At 63.8% G+C, this 19,773-nt stretch carries 18 protein-coding genes; 11 read left to right on the top strand and 7 right to left on the bottom strand.

All coding sequences use genetic code 11. The annotated features are described in order from the left end of the window. Window positions 1–831 carry a DUF4198 domain-containing protein gene (locus tag CSC78_RS10465; RefSeq protein ID WP_046932602.1) on the top strand — a complete coding sequence of 277 codons (831 nt, stop codon included), beginning with the start codon at window positions 1–3 and terminating at the stop codon, window positions 829–831. Between the two features lie 104 nt (window positions 832–935). Here CSC78_RS10465 and CSC78_RS10460 read toward each other — a convergent pair whose 3' ends face one another. From CSC78_RS10460 to CSC78_RS10440, 5 genes are all read right to left on the bottom strand, one after another. After that, a complete protein-coding gene (locus tag CSC78_RS10460) occupies window positions 936–4,076 on the bottom strand; it encodes an efflux RND transporter permease subunit (RefSeq protein ID WP_162337845.1) in 3,141 nt (1,046 codons plus the stop codon). After that, on the bottom strand, window positions 4,073–5,587 hold the full coding sequence (locus CSC78_RS19025) for an efflux RND transporter periplasmic adaptor subunit (protein ID WP_046933520.1): 1,515 nt from the start codon (window positions 5,585–5,587) through the stop codon (window positions 4,073–4,075). The genes CSC78_RS10460 and CSC78_RS19025 overlap by 4 nt, the downstream gene beginning before the upstream one ends. Further along, entirely contained in the window at window positions 5,584–6,888 is a 1,305-nt protein-coding gene (locus tag CSC78_RS10450) for a TolC family protein (protein ID WP_173427077.1), read from the bottom strand. The genes CSC78_RS19025 and CSC78_RS10450 overlap by 4 nt, the downstream gene beginning before the upstream one ends. Before the next feature lie 74 nt (window positions 6,889–6,962). After that, entirely contained in the window at window positions 6,963–7,358 is a 396-nt protein-coding gene (locus CSC78_RS10445; protein WP_046933519.1) for a hypothetical protein, read from the bottom strand. Between the two features lie 137 nt (window positions 7,359–7,495). After that, window positions 7,496–7,756 (bottom strand): heavy-metal-associated domain-containing protein, encoded by a 261-nt coding sequence (locus tag CSC78_RS10440; RefSeq protein WP_162337844.1) that lies wholly within the window; start codon window positions 7,754–7,756, stop codon window positions 7,496–7,498. A 169-nt stretch (window positions 7,757–7,925) separates the two neighbouring features. On the opposite strand from CSC78_RS10440, the gene CSC78_RS10435 reads away from it, so the two are divergent. From CSC78_RS10435 to CSC78_RS10420, 5 genes are all read left to right on the top strand, one after another. Further along, window positions 7,926–10,358, top strand: coding sequence for a heavy metal translocating P-type ATPase (locus CSC78_RS10435; RefSeq protein ID WP_162337843.1), 2,433 nt, complete (start codon window positions 7,926–7,928; stop codon window positions 10,356–10,358). Then, entirely contained in the window at window positions 10,358–10,825 is a 468-nt protein-coding gene (gene cueR / locus CSC78_RS10430) for a Cu(I)-responsive transcriptional regulator (RefSeq protein WP_080952949.1), read from the top strand. Before CSC78_RS10435 ends, cueR begins: the two co-directional genes overlap by 1 nt. Window positions 10,826–10,948: 123 nt before the next feature. Continuing rightward, window positions 10,949–11,083 (top strand): hypothetical protein, encoded by a 135-nt coding sequence (locus tag CSC78_RS19185; protein WP_255419551.1) that lies wholly within the window; start codon window positions 10,949–10,951, stop codon window positions 11,081–11,083. Between the two features lie 160 nt (window positions 11,084–11,243). Further along, window positions 11,244–12,158: a zinc-dependent alcohol dehydrogenase family protein gene (locus CSC78_RS10425; RefSeq protein ID WP_160300481.1), complete on the top strand. Its 915-nt coding sequence runs from the start codon at window positions 11,244–11,246 to the stop codon at window positions 12,156–12,158. A gap of 26 nt (window positions 12,159–12,184) precedes the next feature. Beyond that, window positions 12,185–12,577 (top strand): tautomerase family protein, encoded by a 393-nt coding sequence (locus tag CSC78_RS10420; protein WP_046935215.1) that lies wholly within the window; start codon window positions 12,185–12,187, stop codon window positions 12,575–12,577. Between the two features lie 68 nt (window positions 12,578–12,645). Here CSC78_RS10420 and CSC78_RS10415 read toward each other — a convergent pair whose 3' ends face one another. Further along, window positions 12,646–13,281, bottom strand: a complete 636-nt coding sequence (locus CSC78_RS10415; protein ID WP_127170486.1) for a YkgJ family cysteine cluster protein — start codon at window positions 13,279–13,281, stop codon at window positions 12,646–12,648. A gap of 294 nt (window positions 13,282–13,575) precedes the next feature. On the opposite strand from CSC78_RS10415, the gene CSC78_RS10410 reads away from it, so the two are divergent. Further along, window positions 13,576–13,848 (top strand): BPSL0761 family protein, encoded by a 273-nt coding sequence (locus CSC78_RS10410; protein WP_162337842.1) that lies wholly within the window; start codon window positions 13,576–13,578, stop codon window positions 13,846–13,848. Beyond that, window positions 13,845–14,612: an SseB family protein gene (locus CSC78_RS10405; protein ID WP_338015135.1), complete on the top strand. Its 768-nt coding sequence runs from the start codon at window positions 13,845–13,847 to the stop codon at window positions 14,610–14,612. The genes CSC78_RS10410 and CSC78_RS10405 overlap by 4 nt, the downstream gene beginning before the upstream one ends. A gap of 756 nt (window positions 14,613–15,368) precedes the next feature. Here the strand turns inward: CSC78_RS10405 and CSC78_RS10400 are convergent. Continuing rightward, window positions 15,369–16,370, bottom strand: coding sequence for a glucokinase (locus tag CSC78_RS10400; protein WP_162337876.1), 1,002 nt, complete (start codon window positions 16,368–16,370; stop codon window positions 15,369–15,371). A gap of 160 nt (window positions 16,371–16,530) precedes the next feature. Here CSC78_RS10400 and CSC78_RS10395 point away from each other — a divergent pair, with 160 nt between their 5' ends. The 3 genes from CSC78_RS10395 (at window position 16,531) to CSC78_RS10385 (ending at window position 19,763) form a co-directional block, all read left to right on the top strand. Further along, complete coding sequence (locus CSC78_RS10395) at window positions 16,531–16,935, top strand: CopL family metal-binding regulatory protein (protein WP_162337840.1); 405 nt, start codon at window positions 16,531–16,533, stop codon at window positions 16,933–16,935. 120 nt (window positions 16,936–17,055) lie between these two features. Continuing rightward, window positions 17,056–18,858, top strand: coding sequence for a copper resistance system multicopper oxidase (locus tag CSC78_RS10390; protein ID WP_162337839.1), 1,803 nt, complete (start codon window positions 17,056–17,058; stop codon window positions 18,856–18,858). Continuing rightward, the gene (locus CSC78_RS10385) at window positions 18,855–19,763 is read left to right on the top strand and encodes a copper resistance protein B (protein ID WP_162337838.1); all 909 of its coding nucleotides are present in this window, start codon (window positions 18,855–18,857) and stop codon (window positions 19,761–19,763) included. The genes CSC78_RS10390 and CSC78_RS10385 overlap by 4 nt, the downstream gene beginning before the upstream one ends. Window positions 19,764–19,773 lie beyond the last annotated feature (10 nt).

Raw genomic sequence — 19,773 nt, 5'->3', positions numbered from 1 at the left:
ATGAGAAACACGCAACTATCTGCCGCACTACTGCTATTCGCGGTGGCCGGTAGCGCCGGCGCGCACGACCTGTTTGTCGCTTTCTCCAAGCCCGGCACCGCAGCGGGCGAGGCGAACACCGCCCTGGTCAACAACGGCACCTTCGATGAAAGTGCTGGCGCAGTCACCCGGGCGCGTCTACAGAACGTTTCGCTGAGCCAGGGTGGCGCCAAGGCGGCCCCGGACTTGGCCAGTTGGAAAGAGGTCGGCAAGCAAAGCCAGCTCACCGTGCATCCGGCGGGCGAGGGCACCTATCTGCTAGGGGTCTCGACGATGGCTTCCACCAGCACCCGTACGGCCAGCGAGTTCGGCAAGTACCTGGAGTTGGAAGACTTGCCCGATACCTTGGCCACCTATGATGCGAGCAAGTTCCCCAACGGGGTCACCTACAGCTATACCAAGCATGCCCGCGCCATTGGACAAGTAGGCACGAAACTGACTGACGACTTCGCCGCCTCGCTGGGCTATCCGTTGGAGATCCGCCTGGCCCGCAATCCTGGAAGCGTGAAGGTCGGCGAACAGCTGTCGTTCCAGGTACTGCAGCAGGGCACGCCAGTGCCCAACCTGCGCGTGTACGTCGGCCATCGCGCTGACGCACCGGTCAAGGGCGGGCACGGTAGCGCCACGCTGCTGCGTACCGATGCCCAAGGCCAAGCCAGTTTCAAGGTGACCTCCGCCAAGACCTGGTACATCCACACCAATCACATGGTGCCCTCTACACAAAAGAGCTTGGATTTTGTGTCGGATCGGGCGTCGCTGAGCTTTGATATTTCCCCGCACGCCGGGCACTGATAAGTAAGCACGTAGGCGGTACTCTCCCCTTTGACGCCAGTCATGACTTCTTCCATGACTGGCGTCTTTTTGTGGGGACGCACCTCAAGTGCTCAGTCTGTCTCTCATTGGTCGCCCCGCGCCGCGCGCAGTCCACGTCGCCGCACCAGATAGAACGCTGCGGGAATCACCACCATGGAGAGCACCGGTGCGGTGAGCATGCCACCCAGCATCGGCGCGGCGATACGTTGCATGACCTCCGAACCGGCACCGGCACCGATGAACAGCGGAAACAAGCCGGCCAGGATGACGGCCACCGTCATCGCCTTGGGGCGTACGCGCTGCACGGCACCTTCGTAGATAGCTTCTTGCAGAGTCGACACATCTTCCGGCGCACCGCTGGCCAAGCGCTGCTCCCAGGCATGGCGCAGGTACAGCAGCATGATGACGCCGAACTCAGCGGCAACGCCGCCCAGGGCGATGAATCCGATCATGCTGGCCACCGAAATCGCATGGCCCAGCCCCCAGATCAACCAGAAACCGCCCACCAATGCCAAGGGCAAGCTGAGCAGGATGATGGATACATCGCTGAGCCTGCGGAACACCATCCAGATGACCAGGAAGATGATCGCCAACGCCGCGGGCACCACCCACTGCAGGCGTGCCAATGCCCGTTGCAGGTACTCGTACTGCCCTGACCAGGCCACCCCATAGCCGGCAGGCAAGCTCACCTGGGACTGCACCGCGGCTTGCAGGTCCTGGACCACCGATCCCAGGTCGCGATCGGCCACATCCACGTAGATATAGCCCACCAACCGGCCGTTATCGCTCTTGAGCATCGGCGGGCCTGGGCTGACCGACAGCTCCGCCACCTGGCTCAAGGTCAGTTGCACACCGCCTGGCGCGATCAGCGGCAGATCCTGCAAGGCCTGCAACGAGTCACGCTGGCCACGGGGGTAGCGTAAGACGATGGGATAGCGCTCGCGCCCCTCGATCGTTTCCCCGATTGGATCACCGCCAACGACCGTGGCAATCAGTTGCTGGAGTTGGCCTTGCGTGAATCCATAACGTGCAGCGATCTCCGGGCGCACCTGTACATCGACATAGCGCCCGCCGGTGACGCGTTCGGCCAGTGCCGAACTCACGCCGGGCACAGTCTTGGCCACCTGCTCGATCTGCTGGCTCAGGCGTTCGATCTGCTCCACATCCGGTCCGGAGACCTTGATCCCAATCGGGCTTTTGATGCCGGTGGCCAACATATCGATGCGATTGCGAATGGGCGGTACCCATAGATTGGTCAGACCGGGAATCTTGACCGCTGCGTCCAACTCCTGGCGTAGCTTTTGAGGGGTCATGCCCGGGCGCCATTGATCCCGCGGCTTGAAGGTCACGGTGGTCTCAAACATTTCGATAGGTGCCGGATCGGTCGCACTTTCGGCACGGCCCGCCTTGCCGAACACGTGCTCGACCTCCGGTACGGTTTTGATCATCCGTCCTGAGAGCTGAAGCAACTGGCGCGCCTTGTCAGCGGACAGGCCTGGCAGGGCCGTGGGCATGTACAACAGGCTGCCTTCTTCCAAGGGCGGCATGAACTCACTGCCCAGCCGGCTGAAGGGGATCAACGTGAGCACCAGCAGCATGCCACTGAGCAGCAAGGTGACACCGGGATGTTTGAGGACCCAGAGCAGGATGGGCCGGTAGCCGGCGATCAGGATGCGATTGATGGGGTTCTGCTGTTCCGGGCGGATGCGGCCGCGGATCAGGTAGCCCATCAGGACGGGGATCAAGGTCACCGACAACCCTGCTGCGGCCGCCATCGCATAGGTCTTGGTGTAGGCCAGGGGCGAGAACAATCGCCCTTCCTGCGCCTGCAGGGCAAAGACCGGTACGAAGGACAGGGTGATGACCAACAAGCTGGCGAACAGGGCCGGTCCAACCTCGGCCGCCGAGCGGGCCATCAACTGCCAGCGCTCCTCACCTTGGGGTTCCCGGCCGTGCGCCTCGCGCCAGTGCTCCAGGTGCTTGTGTGCATTTTCGATCATCACCACCGCTGCATCGACCATCGCACCAATGGCGATGGCGATGCCACCTAGCGATAGCAAGTTGGCGGAGATGCCCTGGGCGTGCATCACGATGAAGGCCGCCAGGATGCCCAAGGGCAGGGTGATGACGGCCACCAGCGCCGAGCGTAGATGCCACAGAAACAGCAGGCACACCAGCGCTACGACCAGGAACTCCTCGCCTAGCTTGTGAGTGAGATTGCGCACTGCGTCCTGGATGAGCTCGGAGCGGTCGTACACCGGAACCACTTCCACGCCCTCGGGCAAGCTGGACTGCAACGCCTGTAGTCGCGCCTTGACGTTCTGAATAGCTCCCAAGGCATCCTTGCCGGTGCGCAGGACGATCACGCCGCCGGCCACCTCACCTTGACCATCCAACTCGGCGATACCACGGCGGAAAGTCGGGCCGCGACTGATCGTGGCCACCTCGCCGAGCAAGACGGGGATGCCGTCGTTGCCGTTCACCGGCACCTGCTCGAATGCCTCCTGTGTGCGCAGGTAGCCTTCGCTGCGCACCATCAGTTCGGCTTCGCCTTGTTCGATCACCGAGCCCCCGGTAGCGCCGTTGGCCGCATCCACCGCCTCGATGAGCTCAGCCACCGTGAGTCCACGGGCCGCCAACGCCTGCGGATCGGGCTGGATCTGCCAGGCGCGCACCGCACCGCCCACACTGGCTACCTCAGCCACGTCCGGCACGGTTTTTAGCTCATAACGAAGAAACCAGTCCTGCAACGCACGCAGCTGCCCCACATCACGTTGACCGGTCCGATCCACCAAGGCGTACTGGTAGATCCAGCCGAGTCCTGTCGCATCAGGACCCAGCGCCGGATTCACGTTCGGCGGAAGTCGATCGCGCACCTGGCTCAAGTACTCGAGCACTCGAGAGCGTGCCCAGTAAAGATCAGTGGCATCGTCAAACAGGATGTAGACGAACGAATCACCGAAGAAGGAGAAGCCGCGTACCGCCTTCACGCCCGGCACGGACAACATCGTGGTGGCCAACGGGTAGGTGACCTGATCTTCGATGATGCGCGGGGTTTGCCCGGCCCATTGCGTGCGGATGATGACTTGGGTATCGGACAGGTCCGGCAGCGCATCCAACGGCGTGTTCTTTACCGACCAGATGCCGACCACCGCCAGCAGCGCAGCGGCAACCAGCACCAGCACACGGTTGGCGATGCAAGCATGGATAAGGCGCGCAATCATGGCGTGCCCTCCATCGCTTCGGGCATGACCTCGCTTGCCTGGCAATCTGCGGCTGCGGCCGAGCCGAACTTGGGTACCAGTTGCATATCCATGAACGGTGACTTGCCCGGCTTGTCGAAATGCTTCTCCGGCACCATCGGGTCATACCAGTACTGCACCGGGCAGCGCGGCGGCGTGGAGTTGGAGGCCTCTGGCGCGACAGGCGCAGGCTGCCTGGGCGGTGTTGGGACGACCGTGCGCGCATCGTGACCAGCGTCATGGCGCTCGTGTTCACCTGATGCGCTGGCAGGGCCGGTGGGTTGTGCAGCGCCCAGGCGCTCCAACGCACCGGAGAGACTGGCTTCGGAGTCGAGCAGGAACTGACCGGAGACCACCACGCGTTCACCACCGGCCAAGCCGGTCACGATCTGCGTGCGCCCTTGCACGCTACGTCCGGCACTCACCCGTACTGGCCGGAAGCTCCCATCCGGATCCTGCACGATGACTCGGCTGTCCCGCCCGGTGGCAATCAGCGCCTCCGTGGGAACGACCGGCAAGGCCTGCTCGGTATCGGGCTGCACCAGCACCTCGGCGAACATGCCCGGCACCAGCCGACGCTGTGGATTGCGCAGCACGATACGCGCTCGCTGCGTGCGACTGGCCATGTCGACCTGGGGAAGCAACGCCTGGATCTGTCCGGCAAAGCGCTCTGCCGGCCACGCACTGACCGTGGCCTGCACTGAGGTCCCCGGCCGCAAGGTGCCCAGCGCTGCCTGGGGCACCGAGGCCTCCAGCCACAGCGTGTCCAGTCCATTGATCTTAAACAGTGGCGTACCAGGCATCACCGTCTGCCCTTCGCGTACCAGGATCTCGGTCACCACACCACTGTGGTCTGCGCCAAGCACGACGCCGTTGCGGGCCGAGGCGCCAGAAGGAACGCCCAACGAACGCAACCGTTGTTGCGCGGCACCCTGTAGCTCACGCGCGCTCGCGGACTGAGCTTGGCTCAAGGCATGGGCTTCGGCGATGGCGGCGTTCCATGCCGGGGCTTGCACGGTGGCCAGCGCTTGACCACGACGAACCTCGGTAAAGGGCGCCTTTACCTGCACGTGGGTGATCAAGCCCTCCATGCGCGCACTGACCACAGTTTCCTGGGTCAGATCCCATGTCAGCGTGCCGGGCACGCGTACAGCAGTCCCTAGTGACTCTACCGTCACTTCTTGCGTACGGATGCCGACGTTCTGCTGCAGGCGCGGATCGATCTGCGTTCCGTCCCCCATGGCCTCATCTTCGTATTTGGGCAGCAACTCCATATCCATGAAAGGAGATTTGCCCGGCTTGTCGAATCGCTGCTCCGGCGCCATGGGGTCGTACCAGTACAGCACCTTGCGCGCTTGACCCGCGCCGTTCGTGCCGGTGGACGGGGGCGTATCAGAGCTTCGGGTCATCCAGGCGTACCCGCCGGCAAAGCCGAGCGCCAGCAACCCGAGGGCCACGGCGAGCTGTGTGAGACGCGTCTTGGTCGGGTTCATGGCGTGTTCTCCTCATGGGGCAGCAGATAGGCCAATGCCGCCCAGGCACGGCCCTGTTCGCCCAGCAGACGGGCGTTTTCCAGTTGCAGTTCGATCTCATCGCGCCGCGCTTCCAGCCACGGCTGCAGGTCGGCACCGGCGCTGTAGGCGGCCAACGCCGTGCGTGCGCGATCGCGCGCCAATGGCAGGCTCTGCGCGTTCTGGCGCTCCAACTGGCCGGCTAGCCCGCGCCATCGCGCCATCGCGCGGTGTACCGACTCGGCTTGGATGCGTCGGGCCTCATCGCGCTCTGCGGACACCGCCTCCAGCTCGGCCCGTCGTGCCGCGATGCCTCGTGCTTGGCGGTTCTTCTGGAACAGCGGCAAGCCCACGCCCACTTCCACCATGAGCATGTCGCTGCGCGGCATGCCGTCGGGCGCGCGCTCGCGACGTCCGTAGGTGAGCTCCACACTCCAATCCGGACGGGTCTGGGCCACGGCGGCATCCACCTTGGCCTGGGCAACGTCCTGACGCGCCTCCCAGCCCAGTAGGGGCGCATGTTGGTCCAGCTTGGCCAGCAATTGGGTGGGCTCAAGTGGCAACCGCGAAAAATCCGGGGCCGGACCGCTGGCCCGTACCGTTTCAGGTGAGATACCCAACCATCGCGCCAGACCGGCCTGTGCCGCGGCGTGCTCCGCATGTATCTGTTCGAGGCGATCATCCAACTGCAGTAGCGCGGCCTGGGCGGCAAGCACGTCGCTGGCCCCGGCCGTGCCGCCTGCCAAGCGAGCACGCGCCGCACGCTCGGCGATGCGCGCCGGCTCGCGCAAACCTTCCAACGCATCTACGGCTTGCTGCGTACTCCACAGCTCGATCCAGGCCTGCGCGGTCGCTTGGACCACCATCTGCTGTTCGGCCATCGACAGTGAGCGCGCTTGCGCCAGCGTCGCTTGCGCCAGCGCTTGCTCGGCACGTCGTTTCGCACGCGCAGGAAACTCCTGCATCAGACCGACTTGCTGGGTAGTCATCTCATCGGCCCGCAGGCTGAAGGCATCGGGTCCGCTGACGGGCCAGTTCGCAAGCCCCACGATCAAACGTGGGTCGGGCAGCGCGCCAGCACGCGCGGCTTCTTCGGTACTGGCATCGATCTGGGATCGGCGCACCTGCAGGGTAGGGGCGTTAGCAAGCGCCCGTTGTAGGGCTTCTGTGTAGCTGATCGGGATTGCGGGCGGTGCTGCCACCACAGGACCACTGAGGGCCAGGGCAAACACGAATCCACACGCCATCCTGCGCCTTGCACGCAAGAAGAAAGACATCTCCATAAGACCTCCGGACAAACGACAACGAGCGCGCTGCAACGCATGCAGCACGAGCACGGGTCAATCCAGGAGGGGGCTTAAATCAGCAGGCTACAGAAGCGCTGCAGGGGAGGCGGATCGGACACGCACACCGGAACATCCCGATAGAACTGCGCGTGTACCGGTGGCAACAGAGCCTGCACCAGCGCGAAGGCGACCAGCGCCGGCTGGTAAGGCACTTGAGGGGCCTTCGCATCGGCCGTGGCGATGTGATCGCGCTGGCAATGCTGGTCGCACAACGCCGGAGCATCGGGATCCGGCGCGGACATCTCTTCGCAACCGACCATCAGGGTCGCTCGTCCGGCTTCCACCGATTCCAACGGACAGGCGTAGGCCACCAGTGCCAGCTGCTGCAACAGCAGCGCCCACAGTCCCAGCCATGCCAGTCGGGCACGAGGACGGGGGCGCCGCCATCGCCTCAGCAGCTTCACCATGACCGCTTCCGCACGCCCGAAGCAGCGCCTGCGGACGCTGGGCGGATCAGGGCAGGGGACGTGTGAGCTCTCATGATGGCCAGTCTAGCCCTCTTGGGGCCGACGGGCATTGATCAGGATCAAGCCCTTGCGTGGCCTCAGCGGTGGCATCCGCCGCAGCAGGAGGATGCAGCCGGGGTGGGTGGCGTATCGGCCTCAGAAGGGAGCACGGCGGCGATCACATAGCCTTGCCGCTGGATGGCCTCCACCGCCTGTTCTACGGCAAGCAGGCCCTCGATCTTGACCATGCCACTGCCCAGATCGACGTCCACCTGGGCCTGGGGCTCAACGGCCTGAATGGCTTGGGTGACCGTCCGGACACAATGACCACAGGTCATACCTTCAACAACGAGATTCATGGACAACCCTCCAAAAGCATCGGCGGTTTGCCGACGGTGTCACGATGGGCCTTCCCACGGTGGGAAGGTCAAACGACAGGCAAGTTCAGTGATGCCCCGTCCCGCGTTGTTGACCTTCCCATCATGGGAAGGCTCAGGCTACCTGCTCGTTCCTATTGGTCCTTACTCCATGGACATAACGCTCACTTCGCCGCCGCCGGCGCCTACGGACACGCATCGCTTTGGCGTCGCCGGCATGACATGCGCCTCATGTGTAGGCCGGGTAGAACGCAGCTTGCGGGCCGTTGCCGGCGTGAGCGATGCGTCGATCAATCTGGCAACAGAAGTGGCCGAAGTCACCGCGCCGGCAGCCGCGTTTCCTGCCTTGATCGCTGCGGTGAAGCAGGCCGGTTATGAGGTTGCCAGCCAGGAGCGGGATCTGATCATCGAAGGGATGACCTGCGCTTCCTGTGTGGCACGGGTAGAGCGTGCGCTGCGCGCTGTGCCGGGCGTAATGGAGGTGTCGGTCAATCTGGCCACCGAGCGCGCGCGCATAACGACCACGTCACTGGTGGAGGTCGCATCCCTGGTTGCCGCGGTCAGCGCAGCGGGCTACCGCGCGATCGAACCGCAGACCCCGGCAGGCAACGCCGATACAGCGCCGGCGCGCCAGGCGCTCAGTGGTGACACCCTCAAACTGCTGATCGCTGCAGCCCTGTCCCTGCCATTGGTCGTCCCGATGCTGGGATGGGTCGCAGGTCAGCACTGGATGCTACCGGGCTGGCTGCAGTTTTTGCTCGCAACGCCGGTGCAGTTCTGGATCGGTGCGCGCTTTTATCGCGCCGGATGGCACGCCCTGCGCGCCGGCACGGGCAACATGGATCTGCTGGTCGCTTTGGGGACCAGTGCCGGTTATGGACTGAGTGTCTATCACTTGTTCAATGATGCCGGACACCACGGCGATGCCCCGCTGTACTTCGAGACCTCGGCGGTCATCATTACCCTGATCCTGCTGGGCAAGTGGTTAGAGGCCCGCGCCAAGCAACAAACCACGCAAGCGATCCGGGCCTTGCAAGCACTGCGGCCAGCCACCGCACGCGTGTATCAGGACGGGCAAGAGCGCGAGGTTGCCATTCACGAGGTTGCCGTCTCGGACATCGTCAGTGTGCGGCCAGGCGAGCGCATCCCTGTGGATGGCGTGATCGCGGAGGGCCGCACGCACGTGGATGAGTCCCTGATCACGGGAGAGTCCATGCCCGTGGCGCGCGGGGAGGGCGATCGCGTTACCGGTGGGGCCATCAATGGCGAAGGCCGCATCCTGGTGCGCACACTGGCCATCGGCGCCGAGACCGCCTTGTCTCGGATCATTCGCCTCGTGGAGGATGCACAGGCCAAGAAGGCACCTATCCAGCGAACCGTGGATCGGGTGAGCGCAATCTTCGTGCCGGTGGTGATTGGCCTGGCTTTGCTCACGCTGCTCGGCTGGGGTCTGGGAACGGGAGATTGGAACCAGGCGATCCTGAGCGCGGTAGCGGTGCTGGTGATCGCATGCCCGTGTGCGCTGGGGTTGGCGACCCCAACGGCGATCATGGCTGGCACCGGCGTGGCTGCCCGAGCGGGCATTCTGGTCAAGGATGCCGAGGCGCTGGAAGTGGCACGTACCGTCAAGGTGGTGGCCTTCGACAAAACAGGCACGTTGACCCAAGGACGTCCGGTACTGGCCGAAGAAATTGCCACCCGTGGCCACGCGGCCGATCTGTTGCCGTTGGCGGCGGCCCTGCAGCAAGGCAGCGAGCATCCCTTGGCCAAGGCCGTACTGAGCGTGATGGGCCAGCGCGCCATTCCGCTCGCACGCGACGTGCAGGCGGTGCCTGGCCGCGGCATCACCGGCACGGTGGATGGCAGGAACCTGTTGCTGGGCAGCACCCGCATGATGCTTGAGCATGGCGTGGCGCTCACGGCATTGCAGACCCGGGCCGACCTACTCAGCCAGACCGGCCACACGGTGTCCTGGCTGGCAGAGCAGGGCACCGATCATCCGCAGTTGCTCGGCATTCTGGCCTTTGAGGATCCGCCGCGTCTGGGTGCAGCCGCAGCTGTGCAACGGCTGCACACGCTGGGTCTACGCACCGTCATGATTTCTGGCGACAACCCCGGCGCGGCCGCCTCGGTGGCCAAGGTACTAGGCATCCACGAGGTGCGCGCCAATGTATTGCCTGAGCAGAAGGCTGCCTTGGTCGCAGAATTGGCTCAGTCGGCACCGGTGGCCATGGTCGGCGACGGGGTCAACGATGCGCCAGCACTGGCTGCCGCCAACCTGGGGGTGGCCATGGGAACCGGTACCGATGTGGCGATGCATGCCGCTGGAGTTACCCTAATGCGCGCTGAGCCGGGCCTGATCGCCGATGCCATCGACATTTCCCGCCGCACGACCCGCAAGATCCATCAGAACCTGTTCTGGGCTTTCGGTTACAACGTGGTCGGGATCCCTCTGGCGGCCCTGGGCTTGCTTGATCCGGTCATCGCCGGCGCAGCGATGGCCTTGTCCAGTGTGAGCGTGATTGCCAACACGCTGCTGTTGCGCCGTTGGCAGCCAACCAAGATCGATGTGGGAGAGGCATGATGGCAACCAGACGCAGTTCCAAGGTACTGCGGCCCGAACTGGCCGATGCGCGCGAAGCCGGATTGCATAACATCGGCGAGGCCGCCGCGCTCAGCGAGGTCAGCGCCAAGATGATTCGCCACTATGAAGGGATCGATCTGATCCCTCCGGCCAGTCGCACCTTTGCTGGCTATCGCCTTTACACCGATGCCGATGTGCACAGGCTTCGGTTTATTCGTCGTGCCCGCAACCTGGGATTCTCCATCAAACAGATCCAGTCGCTCTTGGGCTTGTGGAGCGATGACCGGCGAGCCAGCGCCCAGGTCAAGAAACTGGCCCAGGGCCACATCGACGATCTGCAGGTCAAGATTACCGAGATGCAGGCCATGCAGCGAACGCTGCGCGATCTGGCCAGTCGATGCCATGGCGACAACCGTCCGGAATGTCCGATTCTGGACGATTTGGCGAGTCCGACGAACGGGCATTGACGTTCCCACAGTAGGAAGCCTGACGCTGGCTATCCCTGCTGGTTGGAGCAGCAACGCATGCATCGACTACATATCCCGGCCATGGTTTGCAGCGCATGTGTGGCACCCATTCGACGTGCGTTGATGAGCGTAGATCCTTCGATGCGGGCGCAGTTCATGCTGGACCAACGCCGTATCAGCCTCGAAACCCGCCGTCCGCTTGAGCTGATAAAGCAAGCACTCAGCGCGATCGGCTATCCGGCCCACATTCATCATTAGTAGCGCTAAAGATGCGTTGTGCCCTTGCGTCATCTCGATCGCCCCCTATCACCTGACTCGCCGAATGAGCCTCATGCACGCCTACCGTGTCACCCGTGGACAGGGTCCACAAAGTCTCCACAGAATCGAGGTTCCGCCCTCGTCCTTGGGTGAGAACCAGGTGTTACTGGCCGTCAAGGCCGCCTCGCTCAACTACCGTGACTTACTCGTTGCTCACGGTCAGATGGGTGCCGGTGAAGCCCGGATCCCACTGTCGGACGCCGCCGGACAAGTAGTAGCTGTCGGTCCTGCAGTCACCGACTTCTCTATCGGTGATGCCGCACTTCCCATCTTCTTCCCGCTGTGGATTGATGGATCTCCCAGTGACCAAACGCTGTCCCTGTCGCTGGGTGGCAACATCGACGGTGTGCTGACGACACATTTGGTGGTCGACCAAAGCGCATTGGTGCACGCGCCACGCACTCTGTCATGGGAGCAAGCTTCTACGATCGCGTGCGCAGGGGTCACGGCCTGGCACGCGTTGTTTGAGCTGGGTGCGTTGCCCGACGATGCTCATGTGCTGATTCAGGGCACCGGCGGCGTGTCTACATGGGCGGTCCAGTTGGCGTTGGCAGCCGGCTTGCGCGTCACGGTGCTCTCTGGGAGGGAGGAGGGCATCGAGCACATGGTGGCATTGGGGGCACAAGCTGCCATCAACTACAACACCGATCCCAACTGGGACGAAACGGTGCTCCGCACGACCGGCGGCGTAGATCTGGTGATGGACATCGGTGGCGCCGGCACGATTGCTCGCTCGCTGCGAAGTCTGCGCCCCGGCGGCCAAGTCGTGACCATCGGTGGCGTCGCTGGCGGATTTGCATTGAGCATCGATCCATTCTCACTGATCGGCGGAAAGTCGCTCACCGGAGTGGTAGTGGGTTCCAAGAAAATGACCCAAGCGCTTATCCGCTTCATCGACGAGCACGCCATCGTGCCAGTTATCGACACCATCTTTCCTTTCGCTAAAGCTGCTGACGCGTTTGCGCGCATGGAACATGGAAGGCCCATCGGCAAAGTGGTCATCGCCATCAACTAGCCTCTCGGCTTAACACGAGCCCCTTCATGCCTCTGATCAACATCAAAGTCTCTGCATCTAGTTCTCCGGCGGTGACCGCGGAGATATCTGCCCTGGTAAGCGATCTGACCAGCCGGATTTTAGGAAAGAAGGCGGACCTGATCGCGACAATCATCACGTATGTCCGGCCTGAAGATTGGCTGATCGGAGGAAAGACGCTGAGCGAGATTGGCGTCTCAAGCTTCTCGCTGGAGATCATCGTGACGGATGAGACCAACACCAAAGCAGAGAAGGCAGAGTATCTTGCCGAGGTATTCGCTTGCTTTGAGCGCCTGTTAGGCCCCGTGCACCCGACAAGCTATGTCCATGTCCACGATGCGCGCGCCTCGGCCTATGGCTACGGTGGGCGGACACAAGAAGCGCGGCTCCATCAGTCCTGACATTCCCGTTACGCGCATATCTCGCTTGAAAGGGCACTGTCCAGACAAGTTCTCAGGAACTTCCATACCTAGGAGCTTTCGCCGGGTACTGAAAAGATCTGTCTGATGTCCATGGGGGTCGTGCGGCCATCCTTTGCTACGAGCTCATGAAAAGCTTCTTGAACTTTGGAGAGATGGGCCATCGGCAAAGTGATTTCATCCGATCTGGCCGGATCGCACCAGTACGCCGTGTTGGTCAACGCAACATGCTGGCGGCAGACCATTGGACGGTCCTCGTAAATCGAGCATTGTTCCTGGATAAGGAAGGGGCAGGGCGAACCATGGAAGTCGGCACTAGGAAGCGGCTTCGGCAACCGAGAATGCGAGGAGCGCTTCTCAATAAGCTCGGCCTCAACGGGATAAAGGTGCACCGGGTAGTGGCAACATGCCGAGCAGCCCGCACTGCATGCGACATAAGGAGCCATCGCCGCTGACAGGATCTCCATTTCCTTGTGCAAGGTGCGCAGCTTTTTTATCGGACTTCCAGGCAAGGCGGCCAGCCGACTGGCCAAGCTGGCTTCTCTGTCTTGGATTTCCATCGGAATGCCAGTAAGCATTCGATCGAAATTCGCCTGGGCATTCTTCTTGGCCTGAGTAGGATCGCGCTCTGAGTCATCCGTTTGCTGCGTCATCGGTGCCCCCAAGTGTGCCGCGTTGATGCTCAAGACCTACCAAGCCTGCGTACATCATGCTCGCGGAGGTGAAGGCTATCAGGGCTGGAGCGGCCGGTGCGGGCTAGCCGCAACGCGAGCAAGACACCAATCGAGGACGCAGCCATTCAGACGCCAGGCTCACCGCACCGGCCACGCCGCGGTTTTACATAAGCGACGTTATGCGAAGTAAGCTATTGATTATATTATATATATTGAGAAATCGCAAGGTCTGTAATTGCGCCGTGCGCTGGCCGGCCACAGACGCGATAAGCTAAGCATTCCTTAGCACTAGTCCTCCTTGATGTCATGACGATGCCATCTGAGCGCACCCGCAATGTGCTGCAGGCGGGCGCGTTCCTCAGGCAGCTAGCCGCCAGCCAAACCGTGCCCAAAGAGGTGCGGCAAGAGGCTTACCGACTGCTGCGGCACTATCCCACCGTCAGCGACGTCGAAGCCATTGCTGAGCACGAGGAACGGTTGCAAGCGTTGACCCAGTCGGCTTTCGTTCGCCCATATCTGACCAGCCAGATCGAACCCGACTGGTTCTCCGGATACCCGCTTGGCCCTCATCGCATATGACCATGAAGCAACCGAGCAGGCCGCGAGGAAGAGGGACTACGTCTGCGGAGGCAGCGCTGGAGGCTTCCTTTGAACGGGCCCGCGACAGCGCAGCCGAGGAGCGCGCATTCTTCAAGCGACTGATGGATGCGATCGTGTACGTGCATGCGCCCGTCTCGGACAACGCGCGGACAACACGGCTGGTCCAGTTCCGCCATCCTGACGGTTTCGATGCGATCCCCTTCTTTACCTCGCTCGACAAGGCGCAGGCGGCCAGCTCGGCTGCTGTCAAAATTCTGGGAGTGTCAGGCCGTGAGCTGCTAATCGGTACTCGCGGCGCGACGTTGATGCTCAATCCAAACGACGGCGGCGTAGTCCTGTACCCGGAAGAGGTTGCGACATTGTTGGATACGGGCTTTCTGGCCAGGGTGGAACGGCTAGCGCCGGCGGAGTTCGCAGTAAGACCTGCCCAGGCCGAACCGGCTTGGCTCGCTCCGGCCATCAGCGGCAGCCTTGAGCATGCCGACTTCGTCTCGTCGGCGTATCTCCTGGAAACTCACTCGTCAGGAGGCGTCGAACAGCGTCCCGGCCTGTTGATCTGGCTGGTGGTCGACCTGGCTTTCGCCGAGCGGGCCGCTCGTCTGGTGACCACCGCCATACAGCCCTTATGCTCAGATTTGGACGTCATCATCGACTTGGCGGTCCACGACGTATCGCAGCCTTTGCCGGCGGGCCTGGATGATCCCCAGATCCTGCCCATATTCACGAGAATCAAGCGAACCTGAGCCCAGCTCATTGATTCCATGAGCCCCGAAGAAAAGTTACTAGCACTCCTTCCAGAATTGACCGAGGAAGAGAAGGATCGCCGGACCCGCGAGGGTTTGGCCGACGTCGATGCCGGACGGACGATCCCGCACGAGGAATTCTTGCACTGGGTCCGGCGACTGTTGGAGCCTTCTTGAGTGTTTCCGTTAGGTCAGGTCTGAGCGGCACCGCCGCAATGCCTAACGTCGAGGGGCGATTCCTCGTTAAATCATGACTTTAGAGTCGATTCGGCTGTTTTTCTCACGAATCCCTGCCGACCCTCTTCCATGGTCACCCCCGGCGCGATGATACCCGGGGTGTAGGGGCAGCGCCCCTACGGTCAACGCCTCACACGCGGCCTAGATGCCTGCAAGCTGTGGCGAAGGATGCTCACGCGCGGGTCCCGGTCCGAAGGCCGATCCATCCCCTGGATAACCTCGCCTCGGCGCTCGGCCATCATGAAGGTCCATTCCCTTGCGATGTTGCAGGTAAGGGACCACCACGCCATTTGTTCGGGGTAGAGCGTGAAACCCTCCGGCGTCCACATGTGTCCTTGCTGGAAACCAAAACCGGCCCAAAGGCCGGTCAGTTCGTGTCGCTTGGTCGGGTCTATCAGGCCCATGCAAACGCCTCCCTGTGTGCGGAAGGGGGATTACGCATAAACCATGCCAGCGCCCGGCGATACCATGGCAATTTCGCATAATGCCTATTATGTACAAGGCAACGTGCGGGCCAGATCAGATCCCGGCACGGTTCTGCCGATACCAGGCCACCGCTCCCAGCAGCCCCAGCTGGCCATGCTCCACCCGCCAGACCGGCACCCGTTCCAGTTGCTCGGTCATCACGCCCTTGTTGAGGTAGCGCTGCAGGAAGCGCCCGTCGTGCAGGAACTGTGGAATGTGGCCGGTCACGCCGCCGGCCAGATAGACCACACGCGCACCGAAGATGATCGCCAGATCGCCGACGACGCTGCCCAGCCAGCCGCAGAACGTCTCCAACGTCTCCCGGGCCAGCGCATCCGATGCCGCCGCGGCCACCAGCGCGCCCGCATCCGCGTGCACGGGCGTCGCATTGCGGAGTTCGCACAGGCACCGGTACAGATTCATCAGGCCGGGGCCGGACAACACGTGCTCGTTGTGCAGGTATGGCCGGTCCTTGAGCAATCGGCGGACGATATCCAGCTCCAGCGCGTTGCCGGCCGCCAGTGACGCCTGGCCGACTTCGGTCGGCAACACACGCGGCGGCTGGCCCTCGATCCAGACCGCAGCCCCCAGGCCGGTGCCGGGACCGATCACCAGGGCCGGCGACGAAACACCGGACGACGCCAAGGCCGTCAACGGCGACAACGTGTCCGGCGCCAGCGTGGGCACCGCATTGGCCACCGCCTCGAAATCGTTGATCAGCTGCACCCAGGCCAACCCGGCGCCGGCACGTGTCTGTTCCACCGACACGGCCCACGGCAGGTTGGAATTGATCAGCCGATCGCCTTCCAGCACGCCCGCGATCGCCACGACCGCGCCATGGCACGGTGTACCGGCCGCGTAATCGCGCAGGATCGAAGCGAGATCCGGGTGCTCCGCGCAGGCGTATCGCCGGTAGTCGTGGATCTCGGTGCCGCCGTCTGCGTCGATCCAGCCCAGCCGCGCATACGTGCCGCCCACGTCCGCCACGATGATGCGGGTGGAAACGGAATCCTTCTGGGAGGAATCGGTGGGAACGCCCGCCGGCACCTTGTTCATCATTACCGTGCCCGTCATGCGATCGCCACGTTGTCCGGAGTCTTCACCAACGCGGCAAGGATATCGCGTCGCCGTGTACCTTGGCATCGTGGACCATCGTCTCGCACCCTCTGACGCCCTACGCCACGGTACGTCAGGCGGCATGGCGTATGATGCCGGCATGCCCCGCGTCGCTGCCCTGCTCCGTGCCCTGCTCTGCCTTGCGCTGCTGCTCAACGGCACTGCGTATGCGCATGCCGCCACGCGCATGGCGATGGGCGACATGGGGGCGGCCGCACAGTCCGGCCACGACGACATGCCGCCATGCCACGAGAGCATGGACATGGCGATGGATGACCTGGGTGCAGCCGGGGCCGACCATCACGACGACGACGCAGGCCTGCCCGATTGCTGCAGGGCCGGCAGTTGCGACGGGTTCTGTGCCCAGCACGCGCCCGCACTGAGCTGGTTGGTGGTATTGGGAACACCCCGCTATCCGGCGGCCGACGCACCGGTCTACCGCGCCGACGTCCATGCCTCCGTGCGCCTGTCGCACCGTCATCGACCTCCCATCCTGGCGGCTTGACGCCGCCACGTTGCGGCTTGCCGCAGGACCGGACAGCGCCTGACGCGCGCCGGTCCCACGACCACGACGGACGCCACCGCGACAGCGGTCGGTCGACCGACGATGCACAGGATGGTTTGAATGGAACACGATGACTCCACACCGGGGCGCCTGGGCGCGTTCCGGCCTACGCGCCGCCAGTTCGTTACCGGCCTGGCGACCGGCGGCGTCGCACTCGGCTTCGGCCTCGCCCGCATGCCCGCCTCCGCCGGGATCCCCGCGCGACGCGGCTGCGCCGCGTTGATCGCAGGCACCGATTTCGCACTGAACATCGGCGCGATGCCGGTGAACATCACCGGGCGCACGCGACCGGCGATCACCGTCAACAACAGCCTGCCCGCCCCCACGCTGCGCTGGCGCGAAGGCGACACCGTCACCGTCCGCGTCAGCAACCGGCTGCGCGACATGACCTCGATCCACTGGCACGGCATTCTGCTGCCGTCGAACATGGACGGCGTGCCGGGCCTGAGTTTCAACGGCATCGCGCCCGGCGAAACGTTCCAGTACCGCTTCCAGCTGAAGCAGTCGGGCACGTACTGGTACCACAGCCACTCGTTGTTCCAGGAACAGGCGGGCCTGTATGGCGCACTGATCGTCGATCCGCGGGAACCGGCGCCGTACCACCACGACCGCGAACACGTCGTGCTGCTGTCGGACTGGACCGACCTCGATCCCGCCGCACTGTACCGGCGGACGAAGAAGATGCCGGAGCACGACAACTACTACCAGCGCACGCTGGTGGACTTCGTCCGCGACGCGCGCCGCGATGGGCTGGGGAAGACCGTCGAGGACCGCGGCATGTGGGGGCGCATGCGGATGACGCCCACCGACATCTCCGACATCAACGCGCACACCTACACCTACCTGGTGAACGGCGCGGCGCCCGACGGCAACTGGACGGGCCTGTTCAAGCCGGGCGAGAAGGTGCTGCTGCGCTTCATCAACGGCAGCGCGATGACCTATTTCGACGTGCGCATCCCCGGCCTGAAGATGACCGTGGTCGCCGCCGACGGACAGTACGTCCACCCGGTCAGCGTCGACGAGTTCCGCATCGCCGTGGCGGAGACGTTCGATGTGCTGGTCGAACCGGTGGGCCAGGACGCCTTCACGATCTTCGCGCAGGACATGGGTCGCACCGGCTACGCGCGTGGCACGCTGGCGGTGCGCGATGGGCTGGAAGCACCGATTCCCGCACGCGATCCGCGTCCGCTGCTGACGATGGCCGACATGGGCCATGACATGGGCAGCCATGGCGCCCACAAGGGCATGGAAGGCGGCTGTGGCGCGATGATGGGCGAAGGCGGCTGCGGCGCGAACATGGCGGCGATGGACCACGGTGCGCATGCCCCGGCATCGGTTGCCCCGGACCATCCCGCCAGCGAGACCGGCAATCCGCTGGTCGACATGCAGTCCTCCGCCAGCGAACCCAAGCTCGACGACCCCGGCATCGGCCTGCGCGACAACGGCCGCCAGGTGCTGACCTACGGCGCGATGCGCAGCCTGTTCGACGATCCCGATGGCCGCGAGCCGAGCCGCACGGTCGAACTGCACCTGACCGGGCACATGGAGAAGTTCGCCTGGTCGTTCGATGGCATTCCGTTCGCCAGCGCCGAGCCGCTGAAGCTGAAGTACGGCGAGCGCATGCGCATCGTGCTGGTCAACGACACGATGATGCAGCACCCGATCCATCTGCACGGTGTGTGGAGCGACCTGGAGAATGCCGACGGCGACTTCCACCTGCGCAAGCACACCATCGACATGCCACCCGGCACGCGGCGCAGCTACCGGGTGCGGGCCGATGCGCTCGGACGCTGGGCCTTCCATTGCCATCTGCTGTACCACATGGAAGCCGGGATGATGCGGGAAGTGAGGATCGAGGCATGAAGACCCTTTCCCCTGCCCCGCTCCATCTCGCCAGCGCGCTCGCGTTGGCACTCGGTGCCGCGGTGCCGGCCTTTGCGCAGCATCACGATCATGCGCAGCACGCGACGACCGATGCGCCGGAGCGGGACGAACACGCGCAGCACGACCATGCGGCGATGTCGCAGGCAGCACCGGCGATGGAATCGGCGGCGCCGCGCGAGCCCATCCCCGCCATCACCGCGGACGATCTGGCGGCGGCGTTCCCGGCCATCGATCACCACGCCATGCAGCACGCACCGGCGTTCAACCACAAGGTGACCTTCAACCGGCTGGAAGCTTGGGATGCGGATGAAGGCACCGGCCAGGCCTGGGAGGGCATCGCCTGGTTCGGCACCGATACCGACCGACTGTGGTTGCGCAGCGAGGGCGAGCGTGTCGGTGGCCACACCGAGAGCGCCGATCTGGAAGTGCTGTACGGCCGCAGCGTCTCGCCGTGGTGGGATGTGGTGGCGGGCGTCCGCCACGACTTCACGCCCGGCGATGCACGCACCTGGGCCGCCGTCGGCGTGCAGGGCATGGCACCGTACCGGTTCGAAGTCTCGGCAACCGCGTACATCGGCGAAGACGGCCGGGTCGCCGCCAACGTCGAGGCCGAGTACACGTTGCGCATCACCAACCGCCTGGTCCTGCAGCCGTTGGTGGAAGTCGACATCGCGGCGAAGGACGATCCGGACTACGGCATCGGGCGTGGCGTCTCCGGCTTCGAAGCCGGCCTGCGTCTTCGCTACGAAATCGGCCGCCGCTTCGCGCCTTACGTCGGCGTGGTGCACGAACGCGTGTTCGGTGATACCGCCGGGTATCGACGTGCCGACGGAGAATCCCCCCGCGACACCCGGGTCGTGGCGGGCGTCAGGCTCTGGTTCTGATGGAGGCCCT

The organism is Pseudoxanthomonas japonensis (genome assembly GCF_010093445.1).
Classification (GTDB): domain Bacteria; phylum Pseudomonadota; class Gammaproteobacteria; order Xanthomonadales; family Xanthomonadaceae; genus Pseudoxanthomonas_A; species Pseudoxanthomonas_A japonensis.
Note: the sequence above shows the minus strand (reverse complement) of the source record. Positions and strands in the feature narration are given on the sequence as shown.

Coding starts and splice junctions, on each gene's coding strand:
- CSC78_RS10445 (WP_046933519.1), bottom strand. CDS start 7,358: ATGGTGAAGCTGCTGAGGCGATGGCGGCGCCCCCGTCCTCGTGCCCGA.
- CSC78_RS19025 (WP_046933520.1), bottom strand. CDS start 5,587: ATGAACCCGACCAAGACGCGTCTCACACAGCTCGCCGTGGCCCTCGGG.
- CSC78_RS10420 (WP_046935215.1), top strand. CDS start 12,185: ATGCCTCTGATCAACATCAAAGTCTCTGCATCTAGTTCTCCGGCGGTG.
- CSC78_RS19185 (WP_255419551.1), top strand. CDS start 10,949: ATGAGCGTAGATCCTTCGATGCGGGCGCAGTTCATGCTGGACCAACGC.
- CSC78_RS10435 (WP_162337843.1), top strand. CDS start 7,926: ATGGACATAACGCTCACTTCGCCGCCGCCGGCGCCTACGGACACGCAT.
- CSC78_RS10395 (WP_162337840.1), top strand. CDS start 16,531: ATGCCCCGCGTCGCTGCCCTGCTCCGTGCCCTGCTCTGCCTTGCGCTG.
- CSC78_RS10410 (WP_162337842.1), top strand. CDS start 13,576: ATGACGATGCCATCTGAGCGCACCCGCAATGTGCTGCAGGCGGGCGCG.
- CSC78_RS10400 (WP_162337876.1), bottom strand. CDS start 16,370: ATGAACAAGGTGCCGGCGGGCGTTCCCACCGATTCCTCCCAGAAGGAT.
- CSC78_RS10385 (WP_162337838.1), top strand. CDS start 18,855: ATGAAGACCCTTTCCCCTGCCCCGCTCCATCTCGCCAGCGCGCTCGCG.
- CSC78_RS10465 (WP_046932602.1), top strand. CDS start 1: ATGAGAAACACGCAACTATCTGCCGCACTACTGCTATTCGCGGTGGCC.
- cueR (WP_080952949.1), top strand. CDS start 10,358: ATGGCAACCAGACGCAGTTCCAAGGTACTGCGGCCCGAACTGGCCGAT.
- CSC78_RS10460 (WP_162337845.1), bottom strand. CDS start 4,076: ATGATTGCGCGCCTTATCCATGCTTGCATCGCCAACCGTGTGCTGGTG.
- CSC78_RS10450 (WP_173427077.1), bottom strand. CDS start 6,888: ATGGAGATGTCTTTCTTCTTGCGTGCAAGGCGCAGGATGGCGTGTGGA.
- CSC78_RS10390 (WP_162337839.1), top strand. CDS start 17,056: ATGGAACACGATGACTCCACACCGGGGCGCCTGGGCGCGTTCCGGCCT.
- CSC78_RS10405 (WP_338015135.1), top strand. CDS start 13,845: ATGACCATGAAGCAACCGAGCAGGCCGCGAGGAAGAGGGACTACGTCT.
- CSC78_RS10440 (WP_162337844.1), bottom strand. CDS start 7,756: ATGAATCTCGTTGTTGAAGGTATGACCTGTGGTCATTGTGTCCGGACG.